Below are 23,381 nucleotides of genomic sequence, written 5' to 3'. Positions count from 1 at the left end.
GCTCGGCCGGCTGACCCCCGTCGAATTCGAGATCGTCATGACCACACCGGCCCCCCAGGCCGCGTGATCGAACCTGTCACCCGAACCTGCATCAGACCCTCTCCAAGGCACGAGTCAGCAGCTTGAGCACAGCGCGAGTCTCCGCCTGGCTCAGTACCCGATCATGAGGTCCGTGCTCCAGGAGCGTTTCCGCTGCGCTCCGGTCCGCGGCACGCTCCGCCAGTTGGGCCTCCCGCAAACGGGCGTGCGCGCCCCGAGACTTCCGCACCGGCTGCGGACCGCCCTGTGCCGGCCGCTTGCCGTGCTTGAAGAGGCTGACGCTGATCTCCACGCCTGGCGCCTCCCACCAAGTCGAGCGCGGCGAGATTTGGTCGTCATCGTCGTGCGCACCTGAAAGGTGGCGCACGGAACGCAGATCGAACGCTGCGGCTACCAGCGCGTTCGCCGCCCTTTCATCCGGTGCCGCAGCCGCCCACGCTGCCAGATGCCTCAGCTGAGTTGTGCGGCTCACACCGCCTCTGCGTGACTCCGTGACCTGCCGCAGCAGGGCAATGACTCCGGAGATCGCGGTGCGGGTGGCGCCCTGCAGCTGATCTGCCTTCGACCCGCCGGCACCATCGGCCAAGAACCACTGCCGCAGCCCCATCCAGCGCCGCCGCCAGTCCTCCAGCCGTGCAGCTGGGCGCATCATGGGCCGTTCGTCCACCACGGCGGCCCGCTCCAGCAGCGTCTCCACCCCGGTGTCCTCCACCTCATGCACGGCCTCAACCAGGCGGGGTGTATAGCGTTCCAGTTCGGCCGTGAACTCGCTCATGTGGGCCAGCAGGGCGTGCTTGTACTGCAGGAATGTCTCAGGGGAGATGTCCGTCGTGCGCACTACGTCGTTGAGAGTCAAATAGAAGCGTGCTGCCCGTTGAGTCATGTCCTCCAGCACACTGTCGAGCCGGGTGAGCTTGCGGTAGACCTCGTCCTGGTCGCCCTGACGGTTCGCGGTAGCCAGGGATCTGAGATCCGCCAGGATGTCGGCGAAGACCAGCCGCGACAGGTTCGCGTCCTGAACTCGCGACCCGATGACCTCTTCCACCGCGCTGTAGACGCGGTAGCCGATCTCCGTGAACTGGTACACCGACTGACGGTTGCGGTAAGCGGCCAGATTTCCGCACCGCGTCGCGTCCTCCACCTTGTAGAGAACCTGTTCGTCCTCAGCCGCGAGGTTGTCGAGCATGGCCCGCAGGTTCAGGTCCGTAGGGCTCGGTACTTCGTCGTGCGCTGCCGCAAGTTCACTCAAGGCCTTCGCCACGTCATCGGTGTGGACCTGAACCTGATGCACAGCCCGCAGCACATTCATCGCCCGCAGCACCCACAAGTACGCGACCCGGTTATCACGCTGGGTGAAGTTGAACAGTCTCAGCCGGTCGCCCACTGTCAACGAATCAATATCGAACGACTCTGCGATTCCCGAGTCATCACGCCGCAGCACCGACACCGCCCCTCATCCACATCTCCTGCTCCTACCCTGACAGTTGCCACTGACAATCACACCGGAGAACCCGGAAACCGGTCGACGACCGACAGCAGCAGGAAGAAGCACGGCGCTAGCTCCGGGTCGCCTGACCGCATCAGCCATTGCAAGTGGGAAACCCTCACGCCGCGAGTGGTCAACCCCTGGTAACCGTGACCTCCCTCGGCAGATCACACGGGGGAGGCCGTCGTCACCATGCATGCGGACGCCGCCTCGCTGGCGTGCCGGAAAGCCAGTTGGGACGACGGCCGTGCTCTATGTCGGATCGTCGCCGCAGCCGGAGGGTCCACGGCGTCACCGGAATATGTGCCCCTTGGTTTCGATAGTTCATTCGCAGTGATCGAGTAGAGCCGGGGAGACACCTGAGCGACCTGAAGGTCTTCAGGGTGAGGGGCAGGCAGGCTACCGAGATACCCGGATCGTGCGTGGGAGTGGAGCGCGGTCTGCAGAATCTCATAGAGGCCAACATGGAGGCGATGCTCGGCATCCGCTTCCTGGTGACCGAGTACCGCACCAGTCGTCACCGGGGCCGCATCGACGCGCTGGGCCTGGATGAAAGCGGGACGCCGGTCATCGTGGAATACAAGCGCTCCCGCGACCAAAACGTCGTGAACCAGGCACTCTCGTACCTGTCATGGCTGCACGATCACCACCAGGAGTTCAAGAGCCTGGTCGAGGAGAAACTCGGCGCCAAGACAACTGGTGAGCTCGACTGGAGTGGCTGTCTGCGAACGCCCAGTTCATGGGCCCAGCCTGCCCCTCAGCCCAGGGACTTTTCAGGGACTTTCAGCGCTGTCCGAGGGACTTCCGAGAGACTTTCCGCCGCGTAACACGGCAAGCCCCCGAAAGATCGGAGAGGGCCTCCATCGCAGACCGGAGGCCCTCTCCAAGGCAAAGCCGCAGGTAGCGGCAGACGAGTCGGGCTGTACGCCGGATTCCCTCCTTATCCCCGCCCCCGCGGCGCCACGCAGGTACGTTCGGTGAAGTACCAGACCTCTTTGGAGCAGGTGGCGCCCAGAACCCGGCCCTTCTCGCGAAGCCACGGATAACGGCCTTGCAGTTCCTCGAAGTTGTCGTTCGTCACGACCATCGCACCGGAGTCGTCGGCGATGACCGCCACGAGGGCGTCGCCCTTGCCCTCGGTACCGGCTGGCGGCTGGATGATGTCTCCCTTGCTGAGGGCGGCCTCCACGGCTTCACGTTCCGTGTCCGCGACCTTGTGCCGGAAGCTGGCATCGACCACAACATGAATGTCGGCCTTGGGGTACTTCTTGGCCAGCGCCGCCCGCCCGGCCTGGAGCTGAGAGAAACTCGGGTGATCGTCGTCTTCGTAGACCCCCGGGCGGACCGGTGAATGACCAATCCAGGCGAGGTTGGAGCCGTCGACGACCAGGGTGTGCGGGCGGCCGTCGAGCGTCACCGGTCGCGCCTTCGGAGGCGTGGGAACGGGGTGGGCGCCTGCGGCCGCGGCGGTCGTCCTGAGGGGGTCCGGATTCGAGTTGCCCTTCAGCAGGCGATCCAGCTCCTCTCGGACCTCGGGCGTGGGGCCACCCGAACCGAAGCTCTCGACCTCTTGGTCGACCACAACCTCGCCGGTGTGCTCCAGGGTGGCCTTGACGTGGAGCAGACCATTGGAGTCGTACGTGTACTCCAGGTCGAAGCGGGACTCGTCGCGGACCCGCGGCGTGGGGTACGTGAGGGTGAGCTCGGTGAGCTGCACGTTGTCGCGGTGGGCGAGCTCCTTGTCCGGGTCGCCCTCCCAGATCTCCACGGACAGCTTCCGCGCGTGGTCCTGGTGCGGCGTGTAGCTCTTGCGCTCCTTCCAGGGCAGTGGTGAGTTCCTGGGGATGATCTGGCTGAACCGCTTGCGTCCCGAGGAGTCCTTGACCATCGTGCCGAGCGCATGGCTGGTGGCGACCTGGATGACTCCCTCGGTCTCACCGGCGAGCACCGCCGCCGCGATTGACGCGCCGCGCGCGACCGCTGTCATCGGGTCGCACAGCTCGGTGGGCACGGGCTCCATCTGTAGTGCTTCGGCGACCGCGGTCCGCACGCTGGGGATCTGGCTCGTACCGCCGATCATGAGGATCTCGTCCACGTCGAGCGGGGCCATGTGCAGGTCCTTCAGGCACTGTTCCACCGGCCCGAGGGCGCGGTCGACGAGGTCGCCGATCGCCTCCTCCAGCTCGCCCTGGTGGATCTCGACGCCGACGCCGTCGGGGGTGATCACCGTGACGAACGGCTGGGAGGAGAGCAGGATCTTGTTCCGCTCCACGTCCAAGCGGAACTGCCGCTCCTGTGCCGGAGTCCATGTCCTGCGCGCGGGCGCTCGTTCGAGGACGAGTTCGCGCAGCCGCCGGTCGATCTCCAGACCGCCGAGCTCCGTCACTCCGCGTGACGCGCGCTCCTCGAAGAACCCGTCCGAGTAGTCGAGCACGGTCACGTCGATCGTGCCGCCGCCCCAGTCGAAGACCAGGATCTGGGAGTCCTCGCGAAAGTCGTGGACGTACGAGATGGCGGCCGCTGTCGGTTCGTTGAGCAGGGCTTGGACCTCGATGCCGGCGAACCGTGCAGCTGCCCTGGTCCGGTACCGGGCGGCGCCAGTCGCGTTGGCGGGCACAGTGATGACGGCGCGATCGATGTCGGTGAGGTTGTGCTGGGCGCCGTCACGCATGGCGGTGAAGACGCCCGCCGCGACGGTTGTCGCCGCGAAGCGCCTGCCCTGGATGGTCACGTACTCGTCGCTCTTGAGGAGCCGCTTGCAGGCTTCGGCCGCCTCCTCGGAGCGGAGCTTGGCCTCCCAGCCGAACAGAGGGCCACGCCGAAGCGAGCTGACACCCACGACCGAGGGGAAAAGCTGCTCGAACCCCGGCCGCCGCCAGTCGGCGTCGATGTGGTGGGCATCGAGCGGCAGCACCTCGGCGTCGTCGCCCTGCCACTGGGCCACGACGGAGTTGGTGGTACCGAAGTCGATTCCTGTCGAGGTCACTTGGCGTCGTCTCCCCGCGCATCCACCGCACTGGTCCCGTCATGCTTCGACAGGGTCCTCGGGGCTGGGATGCGGCGCAGTTGGCCGGCGAGCAGCAGCTTGTCCGTCGCCTGGTCCACGTAGGCTGGCCGGACCAGCTCGAAGCTCTCGCCTTCGCCCTCGACGACGACGAAAAGTTCCTGCTCGTCGGCCTCCTCGACTACACGGACCCCCATGTCGACGAGCGAGGCGCGCACCGCCCGGCGGATGGCCTTCGCCCCCTGCTCGGGAGTGCTGGCAAGGAGGTCGGTCTCGACCAACCGCGCGATGTGCTCGTCCCGCGTCCTGAATGCCTCCAGCACGCCCTGCCGCAGCGCCGCGTTGACCGTGGCGGGCGTCGGACGGACGTCCTGCGGAAGCTGCGCGATAAGCTCTGCGGCCCGTTCGGTGAAACGGGCGAGGAGCTGCGCCGGGTGAAGGAGCTCCTCCGGCCTGAGCGTGCGCAGCTTCATGTCTGCCGCGAACTCCCGGTTCTCCTTGCGGCGAATGTGCCCCGTGGGCTTCTTGGCCTGCCCGGCCGTGCTCGGGTTGTTCTTGCGGCCTGCGGGCTTGCTGCTCATGAAGTCGTCCTGTGGTCGTGATCGGGGCGCCGGGGCGCGGTCAGCAGGGTGGGTAGAAGGTCGGCGATCGCCCGGTCACGTACCGTCGCGAGGTCCGCGGCGGCCCGGTGCGTGGTCCGGCGCGGCATCGCGGCGGTCCGCGGCGTCAGGGACTTCGGTCTCACTGTGGGCAGTCGCAGGGCCGCGGGATCCAGCGGCAGTACGAAGAAGTCGGACCAGTCCTCGGCCCGCTCGGCCTGCTCGATCCGCCGCTTCGCCCAGTTGGCCTGCGCCGCCAGGTCGAGGTCATCCCGGTCGGCCCGCCTGCGCTCGCGCCACTGGTGCTTCCACTGCTCACTCTTGTGCGGCAGCCCCAGCTCCAGATACGGATTGGCGGGCTGATCCCGATCGTTGCGCTTCGTCCCCCGCCGACGGTCCAGCAGAGCCAGGTTCTCCTCGACCCGCCGGTCGGTTCGGGCGACGCGCGCCAGCGAGACGTAGGCGAGGTCGAGATCGTCATCGAGCAGGGCGAGGTAGGAGAACATGTTCCATGCCTCGGCTGCGTGCTCGGCTGACGCGCCTTCATGATCGACGAGCTTGTCGACCTGCGCCTGGGCTTTCTTCCTCTCGCCCTGGCAGATGAGGTCGTAGGCGTGCCGCAGCGCCACGAGGGCGTAGAACGGCCCGCGCGCCGGAGTTACTGCGGCCCTCGGCTCCCACAGTGCGCACATCAGCCGCCACAGCCCGCGGTCAGCGGGGATGTCCGGGTCCCAGGAGCCCGTCATGGCGCCATCCCGCACCTTGCGCAGGCGAAGCACCAGCTCACGAGGTAGCAGCTCCTCGAGTTCCTTGAGGACGTCCGTCTCACCATCCGTGACGCGCAGGAGCAGGTCGTAGAGGCTGCCTGGCGTCGGCTGGACCGGCTCGCCGGCCAGGAACGCCTCCCGCTCGCCGGGCTCGTGCCAGCCGAGCGAGCGGGCGAGGGCGGCATCCGTCTTCTCTGGTGCGAGCCTGGCGAGCAGGTAGCCCTGTTCGCCGGCGTCTGCCCGCAGGATCCACGGCTGGTGGCCGCGGTCCAGTACGCCTGCCTCGATCAAGTCGTCGATGATGCCGAGGGGTGCCCAGGGGACGATTGCCCCCAGGTCGTGCGTGGTCAGCTCGTCCAGGTTCCTCCGAGCGAGGGCCTGCTGAAGCGCGAAGGCCCCAGTGGAGTCCTCCTCGGCACCACGAGGGAGGTCATCCGCGCCGAGGTCGGCCGCCGGGTCCGCACCCGCGATGACCGCGAGGCGGCGCTCACCGGCCGGGGAGAGCCAGGGCAGGCCGGCCTCGCGGACGACGGAGAGGACGGCAGCCGTCTGCTCGACGGCCCGGCCCGGTTCGGCGGCTTCGAGCAGTGCCTTGACGGCGGGGAGAAGTTGAGGTGTCGGCTGTCCGTCCAGACACGCACGAATGGTGTCGGCGGCCCACCTCAGGATTTCGTCCTCGGCGTCCATGGACTCCAACAGCCCCCGCAGCACGTCCTCGACACGCGCCACCGCCTCCGCACCGAAGACCCCGGCCCTGCGCCACTTGCGCAACGCGAATCCGTCGACCACGCCCCCGGGTCCGGTGATCGCGGCAGAGCGGCGGGCGGACCGCCGCGCCCGCCACGCCTCGACCATCTCAGTGCGCGTCATCGACTCCGTAATCGGCGGTTCCCCCGCGCCGAATCCGCCGCCAAGCCGATCGGCCGAAGCGCCCTCGTTCCCCATCCGCCCCCGCTTGTCTCCCGCGTTCGAAACCTGCGTCGTATTTTGACAGGTCTTCTCGCGGTGACGGGAGTGCCCTCGCTAGGACACGATGTGCAGCGCTCCCGGCCCCGCCCAGGTCCCGCCGGCGCGCCAGGCGAGGAGCACACTGAAGGCGCCGTCGACCGCGTCGGCCACCCATGGCTCCGCCGGTTCGCCGCCCAACACAACGACGAGGAACTGCGCTTGACCCTCCGTACGCAGATGGGACACCTCCATGAGGTGGAGCACCGACTCTCGGATAGACGGGTATGTGCATTCCTCACTCCCCAGTACGTCGAAGAGCACGGTGCCGTCAGCCCGCGTGCACCAGGCGTCCACGAAGGCGGTCTCCCCGACCTCCGGCGCGCTGTCGTAGAGGTCGGCAAGCAGGCGGTGCCGGAGCGCTTCGTGGGACCGGTCCGACCGCACCGCCGCCGTGCGCGCGGCCACCAGGCGTTCCAGGCCGCTGCTCGCCTCGGCCGGCTGCTCCTCCTCCGCCCGCTCCTCTTCGACGAGTTGGGGTGCCGGGTCGGTGGTGAACATGGTCGCCCTTCGGGGCTCGGGGAGGGAGTCGGGGAAGGCCGGCGGTCTACGGCAGTCCGGACCGGGTTCGCGCACGGTAAGCAGGGAGCGGCCGTCGGGCGAGAGCCGCCACTGGAAGCGGCTGCCTTCGACGATGACGCAGGTCTCGAACAACTCGATGTCCGCGGTCCGCAGATCATCGGCAAGCGCTCCACGCATCTCGTGTACGAAGACTTCGTCGGCCATGCCGCGGATCTGCCCCACCCGCTCGTATCCAGCGCAGGCCGAGGCGGTGGCGTGCACTGCTCCTGCGTCGAGCAGGCGGACCAGTTCCTCGGCACCGAGCGGCGGTCCGCTCTCCCGCACCGACTCGGTCAGCACCGATCTCCGCGCAGCCCGGGCTTCCTTGCCCACCCGGGACGCGACGCCCGCCTCGAACTGCACGAAGCTCCGCTCCGCGTGCGCCGAGTCGTAGCCCGTGATCGTGTCAGCCTCGGGACTGAGCACGATGCGGAATCCCGCGAGGCCCAGCACCCAGGTGCCGTCTGCGGCGCGTAGGTGCCGGGCCCGCTCGACGAACGGGACCAGCATGGCGTGCAATTCCACCGCCGCTTCGCGCAGACCGCCCCGGTGCCGTGTGACGAAGGCCCCGCACGCCCCCGAGCTGACCCGCATGGCGGCACGCTGCCGCGCGTCGAGGTCGAGACGGCCCTGGTCCCGTGCACCGACGAGTGGGGCAAGGCGCCGGGGCGGGGCCACGACCACCGGTTCAGCGGTACGGAAGCCCCCGCAGGGGGCCGTCCTGCACCACTTGTCCGCGTGGTGAGTGGAATGGGTGCACGGAGTTCCGTCAGCGAAGTACCGGCTGCACAGGCTCGCCACGGGATCCGCGGTAGAGCCCTCCGCGTCACGCGGGGAGGGAACGGATGCCGCAGTGGGCGCGGGAAGCCGGTCCGGGCCGCCGATCTGCGGGGGTAGGGGAAGGGCGTGGACGACGGTCAGTGACTGGGTACACCGCGTCAGCGCGACATATAGGTGTCTCAGGCCCACGGACTCGTCTGCGACGATCCCGGCAGGCTCCACCACGACGACGTGGTCGAATTCGAGGCCCTTCGCCTCAGCCGGGGGGAGGACGGCAAGGCTCCCGAGACTCTCCGGACCGAGCGCGCGCACCATGTCGCTGACCCACTTGCCGCCCGGCGGCACGATCACGCCAATCGAGCGTTCATCTGCTCCGTCCGACGCGCTCGCCCGTAGCCGTGCCACGGCCGCGGCGGCCAGAGTGCTCACCTCCGCCCCCTGGACCACGGCGACGTCCGTGCCCGTGTCGCGCACCGAGTCGGGCACTGCCACGCCAGGCGCGCAGTGCTCGCCCAGCCGGGCCACGAAGTTCATGACCTCTCCCGGTACGCGGAACCCCGTGAGCAGCTGGGTGACCCGCCATCCGTCCCGACCGGCGAGCACCTTCCCGAGCCCGTCCCAGTCCTGGTGGAGGTAGGGCCCGGTCGACTGCGCGAGGTCGCCGAGCACCGTCATCGAACCGCTGGGGCAGCGACGAGCCAGGGCCCTGGCCTCCATCGGCGTGACGTCCTGTGCTTCGTCGATGACCAGGTGCCCGTACACCTTCTGGGGGCGTCCGCCCAGTACGTACTCCAACTCATCGAGAAGGACCAGGTCTTCGCGGCTCGGCTCGGTCCGCGAGCGCGCCGCGCGGCTACCTGGACCGGCTCCCGGGCGGGGTGCGGCGAGCAGGTCCTGTTCGGCGGCCGACAGAATGCCCTCGGCGGCACGGCCGAGGGCGGCCCCGCCGGAGAACAGGCCCCGCAGCACGTCCTGGGCCGCAAGGTTGGGGCAGATCCGCTTGAGGAGGCGTACGACGGGGCGGGCCCTGGCCGTCTCGGCCAGGTAGTCGATGTCGGCCGGGCCGGGCAGCAGCCCGACGTAGACATCGGTCAGGTGCTGCGTGATCCGCTGTACGCACCGCTCCCGGCGCACCTGGTACGGACTGTCGCCGGCCAGCGCCGCACCAGCGATCTCCGCTATCTCCTCCACAGGGACTACGACTTCGCGGCGGTTCAGCTCGAAGGTGAAGACCGGCCCACCCACGAGTGCGGTCAACCGTTCCGCCGAGCTCGTCGTCTCGCAGTCGACGGCCCTGCGCAGCACCTCAGCCATCCTCGGATCGGCCTTCAACGCGGCGACCTGACGGGGATCTCGGGGCGACGCTGCCGCCGACCAGAGCGCGGGCAGTTCGAGCATCGACACGTCATCGCTGCCAAGTTCGGACAGAGTGACGCCCACGTAGTCGAGGAATCCCCGATTGGGGCCGATGACGAGGATTTCCTTGGCTGTCCGGTGCTTGTTGTCCAGCAGCCAGGTCACGCGGTGCAGGCCGACCGCCGTCTTACCCGTGCCCGGACCGCCCTGGATCACGAGTGCGCCCGCAGGCTCCTCCGCCACGAGCCGGAGCTGTTCCCGCTGGATGGTCTCGACGATGTCGTGCATCGAGCCGTCGCGCGCACGGTCCATCTCGTCGAGGAGGGGATCACGCCACGCCGGTTCCTCAGCCACCCTTTCCGGCACGTCGCTAGTGACTGGTATCGCTGATACCACCGTGGGTTCCGCTTCCGATCCGTGGAGATCGAGATAGCGCTTGACCGCCTGCTGATCACAGATGATCTGACGCAACAGCAGCACCTGCCCCGGTTCCTGCTCGTTGGTCAGCCGCCAGTTCACCGCGGCCTGTGAACTCCAGGAGACCACAACAGGATTCAGCTGCTCGTCGCGCACCAGGCGGCGCCCAACGTAGAACGTCTCCCGTCCCTCGCCCTCGTCGACATCGGTCCTCATGAAGACGAGGGACTTGCCTCCGATGTCGAGGGCCGACAGCTCCCGCTCCCAGGTCCGCCGGGCGTCGATAGAGTCCTTGCCGCTGGCTGCGACGTCAAGGCCGCTCAGCTCGGACGCCTCCTGCCGGGCCCGCTCCAGGCAGGAATACGCGTGGTCGACCGCACGCTGTTCAGCAGCGAGCACGGCTGCGCGTCGAGTGCGCTTCGACATCCTCGTTCTTCCCCTCCTGCCGTATGCAACACAACGGGTCGGCAGCACGATGGACGCTCCTACTGTAAGCGCGCGGTGATCGTGGCTCCGGGCCGCTGCAGGAGGATTCGCCTTTGCCCGACTCCCTACGAGAGCGGACTTCACAGCCCTGTCGTGGTCGGCTTGAGGCACAAGGAATCTGGAGACCTCCGGGCGAGCGAGGCCTTGGCGAGGCTGGCAGGTCGCGCGCCCTCGAGAAGCTGGACGCTCTCCTCCCTCCTGGACATCAAGAGCCAAGTCTCCGACTCCGGCGCCGAAGCGGAAACGCTCACGGCCGGTTCCTCCACGGTAGTGGGACTCTTCGCAGTTTGAGGGCGCTGTCGGTTCGCGCTAACTCAGCCTTCTTCGTCGCCTCCCGCCTCGTCCCCGCGCCGACGGCGAGCTCGCTCGGCGATCCCGCTGGAGAGCTTGCCCTTTACCGAGCTGGCCCGGTCGAGGGTCTCGTTGCCGAGGCTTCGGGCGGCACCGACGCCCTTCGCTCCTGTCTCAAGCGCCTTGTCCCTCACCGCCGCCGCGGCGACCGCCCATCGTCTCGTCTCCAACGATTGACGACCAGACTCGATCCCGAGCCGTCCGTGGAAGTCATGGACGCCGGTCACGACATGGTTGCTCGACTGAACCACGGCCGGGGACTTGGTCGGGTGCAGCAGCACCTTCGCGTTGGCCGCGTCGGCGGCTGCGTTCATCTGGGCCACCAGACGCTCAGTGCTCCGCGAGATGAGATCCAGCCGATTCTGCCGGGCAATCCGAATCCCGAGGCGGTGGCGGTCCAGCTCCTCCGGAGCCTCGTCCAGCACCCGGTCGAGTTCGAGTACGGCGATCGCGTCCTGCAGCTGGAAGCATCGAGCCAGCACAGCGAGCCACTGCTGAGCCTTGGATTCGGCTACCTTGGCTGCCTCGGCGAGATCACCGATCTTAGCCTTGCGCTCCATCCTTTCCGCGAGTGCGTCGAGTCGACGCAATGTGTACACCTGGGCCGTCGCAATCGTCCCCGGCGTGGCCTGCACCTTCGACCACGTGATCTCGGAGACCCGGCCCACCTGCTCCCGGATGGCCATGGCTTCCTCGATCACGAGTTCCGCTCCGATCATGTCCGACAGCGCGGCGTCCTCCTGAGCGCGGAGCACGTCGTCGACCTTCTCGTCGATCGTGGCGAGATAGTCGGTGATCTCGTCCATGGTCTGCTGCATCGCGAGCTGGGCCATGATGCCCGCAGCATGAACGAGAAGCGCTGGGTTGCCCAGAAGCGATCGAGGTCCGCTCGCGATTTCGACGAATCCCCTGATCTGGCCCTTGGGCCCCTTCACCGCACCTGTCATGAGACCCGTCTTCGAGCTTTCCCTCAGCCCGTACTTCTTGACGACCTGTGCCGACTCTCGGGTCAGCTTCACCCAACAAGCGGATTCGGCGGCAAGGTCCGAACCTGCCTGCGCGACCGCAGCCCCGGTACCTGCGACGGACTTGAGCCGTCGCAGGCCGAGGTCCTTCGACGACAGTCCCTCCGAGACGACGAAGAGTTCGACATCCGTCTCGCTCCCGATGAGCGTCAATCCGTCACCGTCGCTGATGAGCTGAATCTCGTTGTCCATCCGGCTGATTCTTCACCAGTCGCCAGCTCGGCCCGCCCGGTTTGTGGCGCCCCAACAGCGTTGCTGTCGACAGCCCGAGAGACACAGACCCGCAGCCCCTTCGCCTCCGGCGCGAGAGGCCAGTACTTGTGACTACGCTCGTCCACTGGTCTGCACGCTTGTCGACCGACTCCCCCGAGCGGCGGCTCTCGGGCCGGTCAGAGGCAGCGAGACCCGATCATGGAAGGAAAATGCCCGGGTCAGCGGAGGTCTAATCTGGCCCTTCGTGGAGCGGCCTTCGAGATTCGAACCCGAGGCCTCAAGGTCGTCACCGTCGGGCCCGCTACCGACGGCTGCGAGACGAGCAGGAACGCTGCTCCCCCCTGGTGCCGCACACGGGGCAATACGGCGAGCAACCGGGCACAAGGCAGCTAAACGGCAGGGCTCAGCACTGAGCACCCCCGGAGCTGTTCCAGGCAAATCACGGTGCGTCAAAACCGACATGCTCTTGGAAGCCCATGCCCGTCATGCTTCCGCCCCCAACCGCCCAACGAACCACCATGAACTGGACGGTGGCCGGCTGCGATGAAACCCTGCGCACCCCATCGCAAGATCCCCTCACTTGTCGTACCCGCAGTCGATGCAGCCGGGAACACGTTCTGGTATCTGGCGAGGTCCGACCTGTGTGCCTGGAGACTTCACAGCTCCGAACAGGTCGATATCGAGCCATCGTGCTGGCTCGCGGGCACCTGAGATCCATGCGCCGAGCTCGGCGAGCGCTGCATAGACGGTCAGCCCGTTCAGGTAGACAACCGAGGGGTTAGCAACACCGGTTCCGTACCCGTGTAGGCGGTCGACTGCTTGCTGGTGGTCCGGTTTGGCCCAGCGCGAGATCTCCGCCGAGTCGAGTTCGTTCAGGCATGCCAGGCACGCGGCGCCGGGGAGCATGAAGAAGACCCGGCCGCCGAGCGCGACAGGCTGCTGATGGTCATCGACGCCGGTGGCGATGTCGAGAAGCGGGGTACCTGTGTCGATGGCAATCTGGTTGAGGCGGTGCCTCGGGCCGTCGTGGTCGACGCAACTGATGAGCAGGTCGACGTCGTGGAGCTCGGGATGTTCCCCTGCGGGTGTGAGCCCGGGGAGAATCTGAACCTCGGCTGTCGGGTCGATCGAGCGCATGCGGCGGCGCGTGACGACCGTTTTCGGGCTGCCGACATCGGCGTGGTCGGCGGTGACGAGACGGTTCAGGTTGGTTGTCTCGACGAGGTCGTCGTCGAGGACGATGACATTACGGAAGCCGAGGTAGGCGAGCCCGAGAGCGACGTGTGATCCGGTGCCTCCGGCGCCGACGACCGCCACGCGCAAGGCGGCGACGGCCGCTTGAGCCAGGGGGCCGAGGAGCGGGATCTGGCGGGTGAACCGGGTGTCGGTGACAGGCGGCGCGTTGAGCACTTTGATGTGGTCGCCAACCACGGTGACCGTGTCGAATGGCTTACGTTCGAGCTCGCCGTCGGTGCCGGGGCGCCACCAGTCGGCACGGACCGTTCCTTGCGCCCACACTGCAGCCGCGTAGGGTGTCCCGCCCAGCAGGTCGACCGCGTAGGGCGACATCTCAGCGAGCGCACGCTCATCGATGGCCGAGAATCGTGGTGGCTCCAGCCGGTGGTTGTGAAATTCGACGAGACCGCGTCCGGTGGCGACCGCCTGGTTGTGGATGCGATCGAGCGCCCTGTCGGCCAGACGCCAGCCATCGTGGTTCGGCTCGATCTCCTCGTCGCCAATGAGCGCGATGTCGACGACCTCAAGGACGGGACCGCTCTCGCCGTTGTGCAGCAGCTTGGTGTAGGCAAAGGCGAATCGCTCGCCGCGCGCTTCGGCCAGATGCTGCTCGATGCGCTCCCAGTGCTCGGGCCGCGTGAACTTCAGAGTGCTCATCGGTTCAGCTCGCCTCCTCGAAACGGGACAGAGCGCCGGCCAGGTAGTCCGCAAGGTTGCTGCCCTGTGCGGGGTCTACGTGGGGGTGCCAGTCGTTCGGGTCGATGTGGTACGAAAACTGCAGCCAGGAGCGCCCGGCGTGCTGCTGTATGCCCTGGCTATTACCGGGCGTCGCGCCGCCAGCCAGGGTCAGGTCCGGGCGGGCGCAAATGTTGTCCGGTTGACCAGCTGGGTAGTTCGCGGGGATGGCGAACAGGACGTCGGTATCGGCGTGGGACCAGCCCGCTGGCAGCGGGTGGTCTCGCAGCGCGACGACGAGGGCCTCTGGATCGATGGTGGCGTTCGGGAACGCCTGACGCAGCAGCTCTTCCTCCTGCGCCAGGCGTTCGGCGAGCCTTTCGGACACGGACACGCGATCAGCCTCGCTTGAAGCGGGGACGACGCTTGAACTGGGCTCCGGGCACGAGGCGGACTGTCTCGTCGGGCGTGATCGTGATGCGGGTTCCGTCCGGCAGGATCTGGACCAGGCCGTCGGCCGGGTTGATGCCAGCCATCGCCATGATCTGTGCACCGGTGATCGTCGGCCTGTCGTGGGTGTATTCCACACCGTCGACCGCGAAGACGAAAGTGGGGTGCTTGGTGTGGTCTGTCTCGGTCTGACTGTCTGCGGCTGCCATTGCGGGGCCTCCAAGGATCGACCCGCCGGATGCGGGCTTTCACCTCCTAGTCGCTGGCGGCAAGCCGTCCGCAACCCCCTTCACGCAAGAATTTTTCAAGCCGAACCTGTAGCGGCGTAGGTCAGCTCCACGACGTCCGGTGCGGCGCTCGCCAGACGGCGTGCCAGCCGTTCTTCGTAGGTCGTGATGAGGATTTGCCCTACGGTGCCCGCTTGGACGGCCGACACCAAGGTCTGGGCGACTGCGGCGCGGCGGCGCGGATCAAGATGCTCAAGTGGTTCGTCGAAACACACGGTCGAGGCACATGCAACCGAACTCGCCAGCAGCAGTCGCGTCACGAGCAGAGCGGTGGACCGTTCGCCGCCGCTCAGGTCGCCCACCGTCAGCGTGGCGTCTCCGTGGGGAATGGTGAGGTTTCCATCGGCGTCGAAATGCAGTCCGTCGGTGCCGAACACGAGCTTCCAGCGGCGGCCGACCTCGTGCGCGATCGGTTCGATGTAGTCCGTCAGGTAGCGATCGGCCAGCTTGTGGATGGTCTTCTCGCTGACCTCCATGACCATGTCTTCGCGCGCGGCTGCAATGAGGGTGGACTGATCTCGTGCGGCTTGCCGTAGTCTCACCAGCTCGCTTCTAGCTGTTCCGAGTCGAGCTGCCGCATCGCCATGGCGTTCAGCGAGATCTGAGAGACGTTGCCGCGCTTCGGCCAGCTCGGTGACTGCTTCTGCGCCAGGATCGTCGCCGACCGGTTCAGGCGGGGTGTGCAGCGCATTGAGGGCGTCGCGAAAACCGGTAATCGCGATCAGCCGCTCGCGAGCCTGCGCGGTGTCGCGTACACGTTGTTCAATCTCGGCGTGCGCGGCGTGGTCCACACCGCCATGCGCGGAGGCCGCAGCCTCGCGTTCGGCCAGCGTCAGCGGGCGAAGGCAGGTCGGACACTGATCCGTGGCAGACGCAAGGACCTCAGCAGCCGATGCTGCACGCGCTGCTCGAACCTCTGCCGCCGACGTGGCCGCCAGGCTGGACTCGAGCTCGCTCGAGGCAGCGCGCTCGCTATTGGCGATCGCAGCCCTCGGATCCTGATCGCCGAGATCGATGGAACCGGCCATGCGCGCGACAAGCCGCTGTACTTGCTCGTGGAAGGCACGAGCGTTCTGCCGGTAGTCGCTCCATGCCTGCGCGAGAGTTGCTGCCGGTTCCAGCCGGTGCGCCAAGGCCTCCGCGGCCTGTCGCTGATCCGCGATCCCGGACACTTCCGTATCCAACCGCGAGACCGTCTCGGTCAACGACGCGATGGCCTCGTCGGTCCCGCTCAAGTCATCGCGCAGAGTCTTGATCTTCGCCGCAAGCTCGGACCTCCGCGTATTGATCGCCTTGGCAGCCTGCAGCATAGGTGTGATGCCGAAAACATCGGCGAGGTGATCTTTGATCGGAAAGCCTGTGGCTTCCCCCTTCGCCCCGACGCCGAAAACCAGGGCGTCGAGAAGTCCGGGATCAGCACCCCAAGCACGGCGCAGGAGTTCCGCGTAGGCCTCTTCATCGATTGCCATGCCATTGGCGTTGGCAACGAAGCGAGCGGCGCCGCTGCGCTTGACAGACCTGGTCAGCTGCACCTCAGTGTCCGCCAGCATCAAGTCCAGGCACACTGTCGCCGAATCGTGGCCGACGCGGACCGCCTGGCCGAGGCGACGGGCCGAGGGAGTGCCGAGCAGACCCCATCGGACGGCCTCGACCAGCGACGTCTTGCCGACACCGTTCGGAGCGACGAAGAACGTGACCGGGCGGCTGAGCTCCAGGTCCAGCGTCTCGTAGGCTCGCCAATGGCTCAGGCGAATGCGTCGGATCACGATGCGGCAGCCCCCGCCATCTCCGCCAGATGATCTACGAAGTCATCTGACATCAGGCCGCCCGTTTGCACGCTCACTACGAGGGTGGCGAGTTCCGCCGCATCGACGTTGCCAAGTGCAAGCTGACCTTCCTTCTTGTATTCGAGCCGAGGCTTCGCACGAAGAGCCTGTGCGATCTGTGCCTCAGTCACCTCCCTCGCCACGGCATCGAGAGCTGCCGTGTCCGGCAACACGTCAAAATCGGCGACCCGGTCCCAGCGCGGCAGGCGCCGCTCGAAGAACCGTCCCAAGGCGAGCCCCAGAGGCTCCGGCAAAATCGAGCTGTGAGGGTCGAGCCACCCAAGCACCGGACTGATCGAGCGCGTCACATCGGCAGGCGAGAGAACGACAGCCCGCTCGGCGTCAGCAGAAGTGACACAGATCGCTGAGATGTCGGCGTACAGGTTAAAGAACCGCCCGAGTCCCTCCGGTGTGCTCGACCATGTGTCGGTATCACCCACGAGGACCGCTACCGCTTCCGCCAGCACAGCGCACTGCGCAAACGCCCGCATGCCCTGCGGCACCTCCGGCGACCATGCGGGGTGGAACTCCATCGAGATACGGCCTCGAAACCGAAAGGCCACCTCCTCGAGCGAGTCCTTAAGCGGTTCATCCGCTACTCCGCCCGAGGCCCGCGGAGTCGGCTGGGCAGCCATGAGCAGAGGAGCGGACGATGCATCCGCCACCAAGCCCAATCGCCGGGCAACGGGATCCTCCTCAATAGGTGGGAGTTCCGGATCCCGGTCGGCCAACGCCCTCACGATCTCGAACTGGCCCGTGATCACCTCTCGACGGCTCGGCGGAAGATCCGACAGGTCCGGCTGAGGGCCGAGGCCGCGCAGGAACAGTAGGTACTCCTCGATAAGCGCGTCGTTCCGGTTATCCAGTTCCTCGTTGTCAGTCACTGTGCCGCCTCCCATCCTGTGGTTCCTCTGCTGCGCTTCGATTCGACGCAGCGTCTGATCGCTTCGATGGCGCGCCTTCGCTGCCGACTCGCTGCTTGGTGTGTCTTGCCGTTGCGGAACGCCCAGTCGGACAAGAGCTCCTCTCCCATGATCGTCTCTACGACCAGATCGCGTTGCTCACCGGTCAGAAACCCAAGGCATCCTTTGGCCAGGGCGACTACACGCTCGTCTTCCTCCGCAGCTCGCGCATCGTCGTCATGGAACTTCACCGCGGCCATGGCTACCGGGTCAGCAAGGAACCCCTTGATCCCTTCACGCTCGCGCACGACACCCCTGCCGATGTCCTGCCCCCGTCGGAGAGCAATCATCTTCGCCAGCCCGGTGACCGACGACACATCAGCGGGGTCCTTCTTCCTCAACTGCTCAAACGCCTCGCAGACAGCTTCCTCGACATCACGGGGGTCTGGAACGGCGGAGGTGATCGAGTGAATCCCACGTCGGGCGCCCTGGTACATCGCACCACGGACCGCTGTAAAGAGCTCAAACGCGTCGAGCCGACCCTCCCGCCAGCGCAGCAGCAGTCCGTCGGCTTCAGTGTCCGTCCCAGAGTCGTCCATCACTCGTACGTCGGTCGGAAGGCGGCGACCGCAACCCCCTCTCCGGAAGATTCTTTGGCCGCGCATCACGCGTGCGCGCGGCACCCCTCTACCTCAGTTTGTTCCCCTGCGAATCAGTAGTCACGAAGCCAGGCCGCAGCAGGTAGAGGCGAAATGGCGAGAAGGGGCACGTCGTAGCCAGCCGCCGTCTGGTTCGTGGCGGTTCCTTGGGCTGGCTGCCGGCATGTAGGCCGCCAATGGATCCGGACCAACTGGACGAGTTCATTGAAGCGGTAGCCAGACAGCTGGAGGAGCCTCCGCACGACGTACCTTCGGCTCACCGCAGCCCACGCCGAGTGGGCCGTGCGGACTGACACGACGGTCAACGTCGGGGCCGCGTAATCCGGCCGAGCCAAGCCCCCCGTCGGCGACTGTCGCGAACGGCCAGCTCAGAAGCCCTCTCCCCCTCCCTCACTCCAGGGACTTTTCAGGGACTTTCAGCGCTGTCCGAGGGACTTCCGAGGGACTTTCCGCCGCGTAACGCAGCAAGCATCCGAAAGATCAGAAAGGGCCTCCGCCGCAGGTCAGAGGCCCTTCCCCAGGCAAAAGCGCAGGTAGCGGCAGACGAGTCGGGCTGTACGCCGGGTTCTGTCGCCCGGGCGCCTCGCGGCGGCCGGGGAGACGGCCATCCATCTAGGGCCGGCGTTGCCGCCGGCCTCGTGCGGTCTACCCGCGGACTCGGGCGGGCAGCCCTCGAACGTCCGCGCAGAAACACCGGGGTGTTTCCTTTTGACCTTGCTCCGGGTGGGGTTTACCTAGCCGCCTGAGTCGCCTCAGGCGCTGGTGGTCTCTTACACCACCGTTTCACCCTTACCAGGGATCGAGATCCCTGGCGGTCTGTTTTCTGTGGCACTGTCCCGCGGGTCACCCCGGGTGGCCGTTAGCCATCACCCTGCCCTGTGGAGCCCGGACGTTCCTCGGGGAGCACCCCACTAGGGGGAGTCCACGCGGCCGTCCGCCCGGCTCGTCTGCCGTGTTGACCATCGTACCGGGCGTGCGCCTCTGCCCGGGCCCGAGGCCGCCGTCGCCAGGAACGAGCCCGCCAGGATCAGGGCGAAGGCGGCCAGGACGCCAGGGGTCAGGCGCTCGTCCAGGAAGGTCGCGCCCGCTGCCACGGCGACGGCGGGGTTGACGTACGTGAAGACGACCGCCCGGGTCGGGCCGGCCTCGCGGATCAGTTCGAGGAAGACGACGAAGGCGAGGGCCGTGCAGATGACACCCAGGCCGGCCAGGGACGCCAGGACCGAGGTGGAGGGGATGGAGGAGGGGCGGGTTGCCGCGGCCGCGGGGGCGTAGACGAGTGCCGACAGGAGCAGGCAGGGGGCTATCAGCTGGAGCGTGGGGACCTGCTTCAGGTAGCGGGTGAGGATCAAGGGTGCGGTGGCGTAGCCGAGGACCGTTATCAGTACTTCCAGCAGGGAGCGGGCGTCGCCGCCGGTCAGGTGGGGCACCGTGAGGACCGCGACGCCGCCGAGGCCCAGGGCGAGCCCCACGGTGCGGCGCGCGCCCAGCCGTTCCGTGTCGCCGAAGAAGCGTGCCAGGGCCACTCCCACGATCGGGACACCCGCGATCAGCAGGCCCGCCGTCGAGCTGGAGAGGTGGCGTTCGGCGTCCGTCAGGGTCCACCAGGGGCCGATGATCTCGATGCAGGCGAAGGCCAGCATCGGGCGCCAGTGGGCTCGGATGACGCCGGTCAGTCCCCCCTGCCGTACGGCGAAGGGGAGCAGGAGTGCGGCGCCGAGCGCACAGCGTGCGAAGACGACCATCGACGGGGAGACCCCGTCCACCGCCACCTTGATCATCAGATAGGGGATGCCCCAGAGGACTCCCATCAGGGAGAACAGAACCCAGCCGCGTGCAGTCATGGGGACAGTTTCGGCCGGGTCAGCGGCCGGTGTCTTGAACGCTGTTGCGGTAGACGCTGTTGCGGTACGCCGCCGGGGTCGCCCCCAGTACGCGGCGGAACCAGCGGGTGAGGTGTGCCTGGTCGGCGAAGCCCACGAGGCCCGCGACCTCGGCCGGACGCAGGCCGGCCTCCAGGAGCGGGCGGGCCCGGTTCACCCGGTGCTGGGCGAGCCAGGCGTAGGGCGGCAGCCCCATCGTCGTACGGAAGGCGCGCAGCAGTTGGTAGCGGGACAGGCCCAGGTCGGCCGCCAGGGCGGCGAGCGATGGTGGGGCCAGCAACTCGTCGGAGAGGCGGTCGCGCACCGTGAGCGCTATGGAGGCCGCGCCCGGGATCGTGTCGCACATCGGGCGGGCGGTGGAGTGGCGGCGGGCCAGGGCGGTGAGCAGCCACGGGATGCGGGACTCGGCCTCCAAGGGGTCGGGGCAGGCGCTCAGTTCGGTGTGGGCGGTGCGCAGGGCGGTGGCCAGCTCGGGGTCGTCGAGAAGGGGCTCGCGGAAGTGCGGGACGCCGAGGGTGCCCTCGGTGAGGAGGGACGCCTCCGGGTACAGGGCCTGGTAGGCGTATCCGCCGGGCAGCGCCGGGCCGCCGGTGTGCACCTCGCCGGGGGCCATGACGACGATCGAGCCCGGGCCGGTGCGGATGCGGCCGCCGCGGTAGTCGATGATCTCGGCGCCGCCGACGCAGATACCGACGGTGAACTCCTCGTGGGCGTGCGGCGCGTAACGGTGCTGGTCGAAGCGGGCGGTCAGGAGGTAGAGGGGGCGGCCGCCGCGGCCGAGGGTGGTGCGGGCCCAGCGGGCCTCTTCGCGTGCGGTCACGTGCGCCTCCCCCGGCTCGGGCCCGTCGTTTCCCGGAGACCGGCTCCGGCCGCCGGTTCCCTGAGACCGGCTCCGGCCGTCAGTTCCCTGAGACCGGCTCCGGCCGTCGGTCCCCTCACAGCTGCAACGTCCGCGCTCCCCGTTTCCATGCCACCGTCAAGAGGTCGCCCGCTCCAGCCCCGTCACGCAGGCGCGAACTGCACCTTCGCCGTCCCCGGGTCCGCCTTTGTCAGCCGCACCCGCAACCGCTCCCCCAACGGCAGCGCCTCCGCCCCGCCCTCGATGCGGGCGAAAACGGCCGGGGACTCCAACTGGACGGTTCCGACGGTGGGTTGGTGCTCCTGTACGTCCACCACGCAGCCCTCGAAGACCTCGCCCACCCGGTCCTTGAGCAGGGCTGCCTCCACGATGTCGACGCACTCGCGCTCGACGGTGCCCGCGCGACGGCTGCCGTCGGCCATCTGCTGGGGGAGCTCGTCGAGGGCCGCGAGGACCCAGTCGGGGGGCGGCTCGTCCGCGACGGCGGCGAGACAGATCTCTGACGAATAGCGGTCGACCAGGCGGCGCAGCGGGGCCGTGCAGTGGGCGTAGGGCGCGGCGACGGCGGCGTGCGAGGTGACCGCGGGGAGCACGCCGTCGCGGAAGACCGTGTAGCCGGCGCCGCGCAGCAGCGTCGTGCACTCCTGGAGGAAGGCCGCGTGGTGCGGCTGGTGCGGGTCGAGGGAGCGGATGAGTTCGGCGTACGAGACGTGGTGCGGCCAGTCGATGCGCAGCGCCTTCGCGGTGCGGCGCAGCCGCCCGACCGCGCCGTCGGGGGCGGCGGGCAGCGTCCGCAGTACGCCGGTGCCGTGCGCGAGCATCAGCTCGGCCGCGGCCATCCCGGTCAGCAGGGAGATCTGCGCGTTCCAGCCGTCGGCGGGGAGCGGGGCGCGGTACGCGAGCTCGTATGTCCCGTCCTTCTCGACGATCTCCTGCTCGGGGACGTTGAGCGAGATGCCGCCGCGCTCGATCTCCAGCCGCTCGCGCGCCTGTCCGATGTCCTTGAGGAGGGCGAGCGACTCCTCCGCCGTGCCCGCGTCGATCTGCCGCTGTGCGTGCGCGTAGTCGAGCTTGGCCCGGCTGCGCACGAGTGCGCGGCGCACGTCGGTCGCCTCGGTACGTCCCTCCGCGTCGAGGTCGATCGTCCACAGCGTCGCCGGGCACGTCTGGTCCGGGAGGAGGCTCGCGGCGCCCTCGGAGAGGACCTCCGGGTGCAGCGGGACCCGCTCGTCGGGGAAGTAGAGCGTCGTGACACGCCGGTGCGTCTCGGCGTCCAGGGCGCCACCGGGTACGACGAAGGCGGCGACGTCGGCGATCGCGTACCGGACGCGGTAGCCGCCGCCCGTGCGGCGCGCGAGGTGCATCGCCTGGTCGAGGTCCGTGGACGCGGGCGGGTCGATCGTGAACAGGGGGATGTCCGTCGCGTCGTACGACGGCAGCCGGGGCGCCCGCGCGGCCTCTTCGAGCACTTCGGGCGGGAAGGACTCGGGTACGCCGAGTTCGGTTCGCAGGGCGCGCAGCGCGGCTCGCAGGGGAGCCTCCGGTGCACCGGCAACACGTAGGTGGCGGCGAGGCATACAGCGAGCGTAGGCACAAACCGGCCGCTCCGGCGCGCGAGGACGGCCCCGCGGCACCCTTTAGGCTGGCGCCGGGCCAATCCCGCCGTGCGCCCACCGTAAGGAGAAACAACCGTGCTCGTCCTGCTCCCCCCGTCCGAAGGCAAGGCCTCTTCCGGCCGCGGCACCCCGCTGAAGCTGGAGTCGCTGTCCCTGCCGGGGCTCACCGAGGCGCGGCAGGCGGTTCTCGAGGAGCTGGTCGAGCTCTGCGCCGGTGACGAGGAGAAGGCGCGCGAAGCGCTCGGCCTGAGCGAGGGCCTGCGCGGCGAGATCGCGAAGAACACGCAGCTGCGGACGGCGGGCGCGCGCCCGGCGGGCGAGATCTACACGGGGGTCCTGTACGACTCCCTGGAGCTGTCCTCGCTCGACGCGGCGGCGAAGCGGCGGGCGGCGCGCTCGCTGCTGGTGTTCTCCGGGCTGTGGGGCGCGGTGGGGCCGACCGACAGGATCCCCTCCTACCGCTGCTCGATGGGCGTGAAGCTGCCGGGGATCGGGGCGCTGGGCGCGCACTGGCGTACGCCGATGGCCGCGGCGTTGCCCGAGGCGGCCGGGGGCGGTCTGGTGCTCGATCTGCGGTCCTCGGCATACGCCAGTGCGTGGAAGCCGAAGGGCGAGGTCGCGGGTCGGACGGCGACCGTGCGGGTGTTGCACTCGCAGCTGGTGAACGGGGTCGAGAAGCGGTCGGTCGTCAGCCACTTCAACAAGGCGACGAAGGGGAAGATCGTGCGCAGTCTGCTGATGGCGGGCGCGGCGCCGAAGGGCCCCGCGGAGCTGGTGGAGGTGTTGCGGGACCTCGGGTACACGGTCGAGGCGGCGGCTCCGGGCGGGGCGGGGAAGGCGTGGGCGCTGGACGTGGTGGTGACGGAGATCCACTGACACACCCCACCTCTCCATACGTT

16 protein-coding genes, 1 other RNA gene and 1 pseudogene are annotated in these 23,381 nt (G+C 68.1%); 2 read left to right on the top strand and 16 right to left on the bottom strand.

Annotated features, from left to right (window positions below):
- Nucleotides 1–91: 91 nt before the first annotated feature.
- The gene (locus ACN6LB_RS26005; RefSeq protein ID WP_445028031.1) at nucleotides 92–1,486 is read right to left on the bottom strand and encodes a TIGR02677 family protein; all 1,395 of its coding nucleotides are present in this window, start codon (nucleotides 1,484–1,486) and stop codon (nucleotides 92–94) included.
- Between the two features lie 503 nt (nucleotides 1,487–1,989).
- On the opposite strand from ACN6LB_RS26005, the gene ACN6LB_RS26000 reads away from it, so the two are divergent.
- Nucleotides 1,990–2,352 carry a hypothetical protein gene (locus ACN6LB_RS26000; protein WP_445028030.1) on the top strand — a complete coding sequence of 121 codons (363 nt, stop codon included), beginning with the start codon at nucleotides 1,990–1,992 and terminating at the stop codon, nucleotides 2,350–2,352.
- Between the two features lie 113 nt (nucleotides 2,353–2,465).
- Here the strand turns inward: ACN6LB_RS26000 and ACN6LB_RS25995 are convergent, their stop codons facing one another.
- The 15 genes and pseudogenes from ACN6LB_RS25995 to ACN6LB_RS25925 all read right to left on the bottom strand — a co-directional run bounded on the left by ACN6LB_RS25995 (nucleotide 2,466) and on the right by ACN6LB_RS25925 (nucleotide 22,443).
- Complete coding sequence (locus ACN6LB_RS25995) at nucleotides 2,466–4,511, bottom strand: Hsp70 family protein (RefSeq protein ID WP_445028029.1); 2,046 nt, start codon at nucleotides 4,509–4,511, stop codon at nucleotides 2,466–2,468.
- A complete protein-coding gene (locus ACN6LB_RS25990; RefSeq protein WP_445028028.1) occupies nucleotides 4,508–5,110 on the bottom strand; it encodes a hypothetical protein in 603 nt (200 codons plus the stop codon). The genes ACN6LB_RS25995 and ACN6LB_RS25990 overlap by 4 nt, the downstream gene beginning before the upstream one ends.
- Complete coding sequence (locus ACN6LB_RS25985) at nucleotides 5,107–6,765, bottom strand: hypothetical protein (protein WP_445028027.1); 1,659 nt, start codon at nucleotides 6,763–6,765, stop codon at nucleotides 5,107–5,109. Before ACN6LB_RS25985 ends, ACN6LB_RS25990 begins: the two co-directional genes overlap by 4 nt.
- A 153-nt stretch (nucleotides 6,766–6,918) precedes the next feature.
- Nucleotides 6,919–10,440: a HelD family protein gene (locus ACN6LB_RS25980; protein WP_445028026.1), complete on the bottom strand. Its 3,522-nt coding sequence runs from the start codon at nucleotides 10,438–10,440 to the stop codon at nucleotides 6,919–6,921.
- A 374-nt stretch (nucleotides 10,441–10,814) separates the two neighbouring features.
- Nucleotides 10,815–12,068, bottom strand: coding sequence for a hypothetical protein (locus tag ACN6LB_RS25975; protein WP_445028025.1), 1,254 nt, complete (start codon nucleotides 12,066–12,068; stop codon nucleotides 10,815–10,817).
- Nucleotides 12,069–12,665: 597 nt separating this feature from the next.
- Entirely contained in the window at nucleotides 12,666–13,982 is a 1,317-nt protein-coding gene (locus tag ACN6LB_RS25970) for a HesA/MoeB/ThiF family protein (RefSeq protein WP_445028024.1), read from the bottom strand.
- A 4-nt stretch (nucleotides 13,983–13,986) separates the two neighbouring features.
- On the bottom strand, nucleotides 13,987–14,394 hold the full coding sequence (locus ACN6LB_RS25965) for an E2/UBC family protein (protein WP_445028023.1): 408 nt from the start codon (nucleotides 14,392–14,394) through the stop codon (nucleotides 13,987–13,989).
- 4 nt (nucleotides 14,395–14,398) lie between these two features.
- On the bottom strand, nucleotides 14,399–14,659 hold the full coding sequence (locus ACN6LB_RS25960) for a multiubiquitin domain-containing protein (RefSeq protein WP_445028022.1): 261 nt from the start codon (nucleotides 14,657–14,659) through the stop codon (nucleotides 14,399–14,401).
- A gap of 95 nt (nucleotides 14,660–14,754) precedes the next feature.
- The gene (locus ACN6LB_RS25955; RefSeq protein WP_445028021.1) at nucleotides 14,755–16,503 is read right to left on the bottom strand and encodes an AAA family ATPase; all 1,749 of its coding nucleotides are present in this window, start codon (nucleotides 16,501–16,503) and stop codon (nucleotides 14,755–14,757) included.
- On the bottom strand, nucleotides 16,500–17,447 hold the full coding sequence (locus tag ACN6LB_RS25950; protein WP_445028020.1) for a hypothetical protein: 948 nt from the start codon (nucleotides 17,445–17,447) through the stop codon (nucleotides 16,500–16,502). Before ACN6LB_RS25950 ends, ACN6LB_RS25955 begins: the two co-directional genes overlap by 4 nt.
- A complete protein-coding gene (locus ACN6LB_RS25945; protein WP_445028019.1) occupies nucleotides 17,444–18,064 on the bottom strand; it encodes a hypothetical protein in 621 nt (206 codons plus the stop codon). The genes ACN6LB_RS25950 and ACN6LB_RS25945 overlap by 4 nt, the downstream gene beginning before the upstream one ends.
- 600 nt (nucleotides 18,065–18,664) lie before the next feature.
- An RNA gene (gene rnpB, locus ACN6LB_RS25940) (RNase P RNA component class A) lies at nucleotides 18,665–19,070 on the bottom strand.
- A gap of 118 nt (nucleotides 19,071–19,188) precedes the next feature.
- Nucleotides 19,189–19,905: pseudogene (locus ACN6LB_RS25935) on the bottom strand (DMT family transporter); the annotation flags it as partial.
- 82 nt (nucleotides 19,906–19,987) lie between these two features.
- Nucleotides 19,988–20,827: an AraC family transcriptional regulator gene (locus ACN6LB_RS25930; RefSeq protein ID WP_445028018.1), complete on the bottom strand. Its 840-nt coding sequence runs from the start codon at nucleotides 20,825–20,827 to the stop codon at nucleotides 19,988–19,990.
- A gap of 182 nt (nucleotides 20,828–21,009) precedes the next feature.
- The gene (locus ACN6LB_RS25925) at nucleotides 21,010–22,443 is read right to left on the bottom strand and encodes an RNB domain-containing ribonuclease (protein WP_445028017.1); all 1,434 of its coding nucleotides are present in this window, start codon (nucleotides 22,441–22,443) and stop codon (nucleotides 21,010–21,012) included.
- A gap of 114 nt (nucleotides 22,444–22,557) precedes the next feature.
- Here ACN6LB_RS25925 and yaaA point away from each other — a divergent pair, with 114 nt between their 5' ends.
- A complete protein-coding gene (gene yaaA / locus ACN6LB_RS25920; protein ID WP_445028016.1) occupies nucleotides 22,558–23,358 on the top strand; it encodes a peroxide stress protein YaaA in 801 nt (266 codons plus the stop codon).
- The last annotated feature ends 23 nt before the right edge of the window (nucleotides 23,359–23,381 follow it).

It is taken from the genome of Streptomyces sp. SAS_270 (assembly GCF_052543295.1).
Note: the sequence above shows the minus strand (reverse complement) of the source record. Positions and strands in the feature narration are given on the sequence as shown.

Bases quoted from the DNA above. Each gene is read 5' to 3' on its own strand.
- ACN6LB_RS26000 (WP_445028030.1), top strand. From the start codon at position 1,990: ATGGAGGCGATGCTCGGCATCCGCTTCCTGGTGACCGAGTACCGCACC.
- ACN6LB_RS25990 (WP_445028028.1), bottom strand. From the start codon at position 5,110: ATGAGCAGCAAGCCCGCAGGCCGCAAGAACAACCCGAGCACGGCCGGG.
- ACN6LB_RS25985 (WP_445028027.1), bottom strand. From the start codon at position 6,765: ATGACGCGCACTGAGATGGTCGAGGCGTGGCGGGCGCGGCGGTCCGCC.
- ACN6LB_RS25980 (WP_445028026.1), bottom strand. From the start codon at position 10,440: ATGTCGAAGCGCACTCGACGCGCAGCCGTGCTCGCTGCTGAACAGCGT.
- ACN6LB_RS25975 (WP_445028025.1), bottom strand. From the start codon at position 12,068: ATGGACAACGAGATTCAGCTCATCAGCGACGGTGACGGATTGACGCTC.
- ACN6LB_RS25970 (WP_445028024.1), bottom strand. From the start codon at position 13,982: ATGAGCACTCTGAAGTTCACGCGGCCCGAGCACTGGGAGCGCATCGAG.
- ACN6LB_RS25960 (WP_445028022.1), bottom strand. From the start codon at position 14,659: ATGGCAGCCGCAGACAGTCAGACCGAGACAGACCACACCAAGCACCCC.
- ACN6LB_RS25945 (WP_445028019.1), bottom strand. From the start codon at position 18,064: ATGGACGACTCTGGGACGGACACTGAAGCCGACGGACTGCTGCTGCGC.
- ACN6LB_RS25925 (WP_445028017.1), bottom strand. From the start codon at position 22,443: ATGCCTCGCCGCCACCTACGTGTTGCCGGTGCACCGGAGGCTCCCCTG.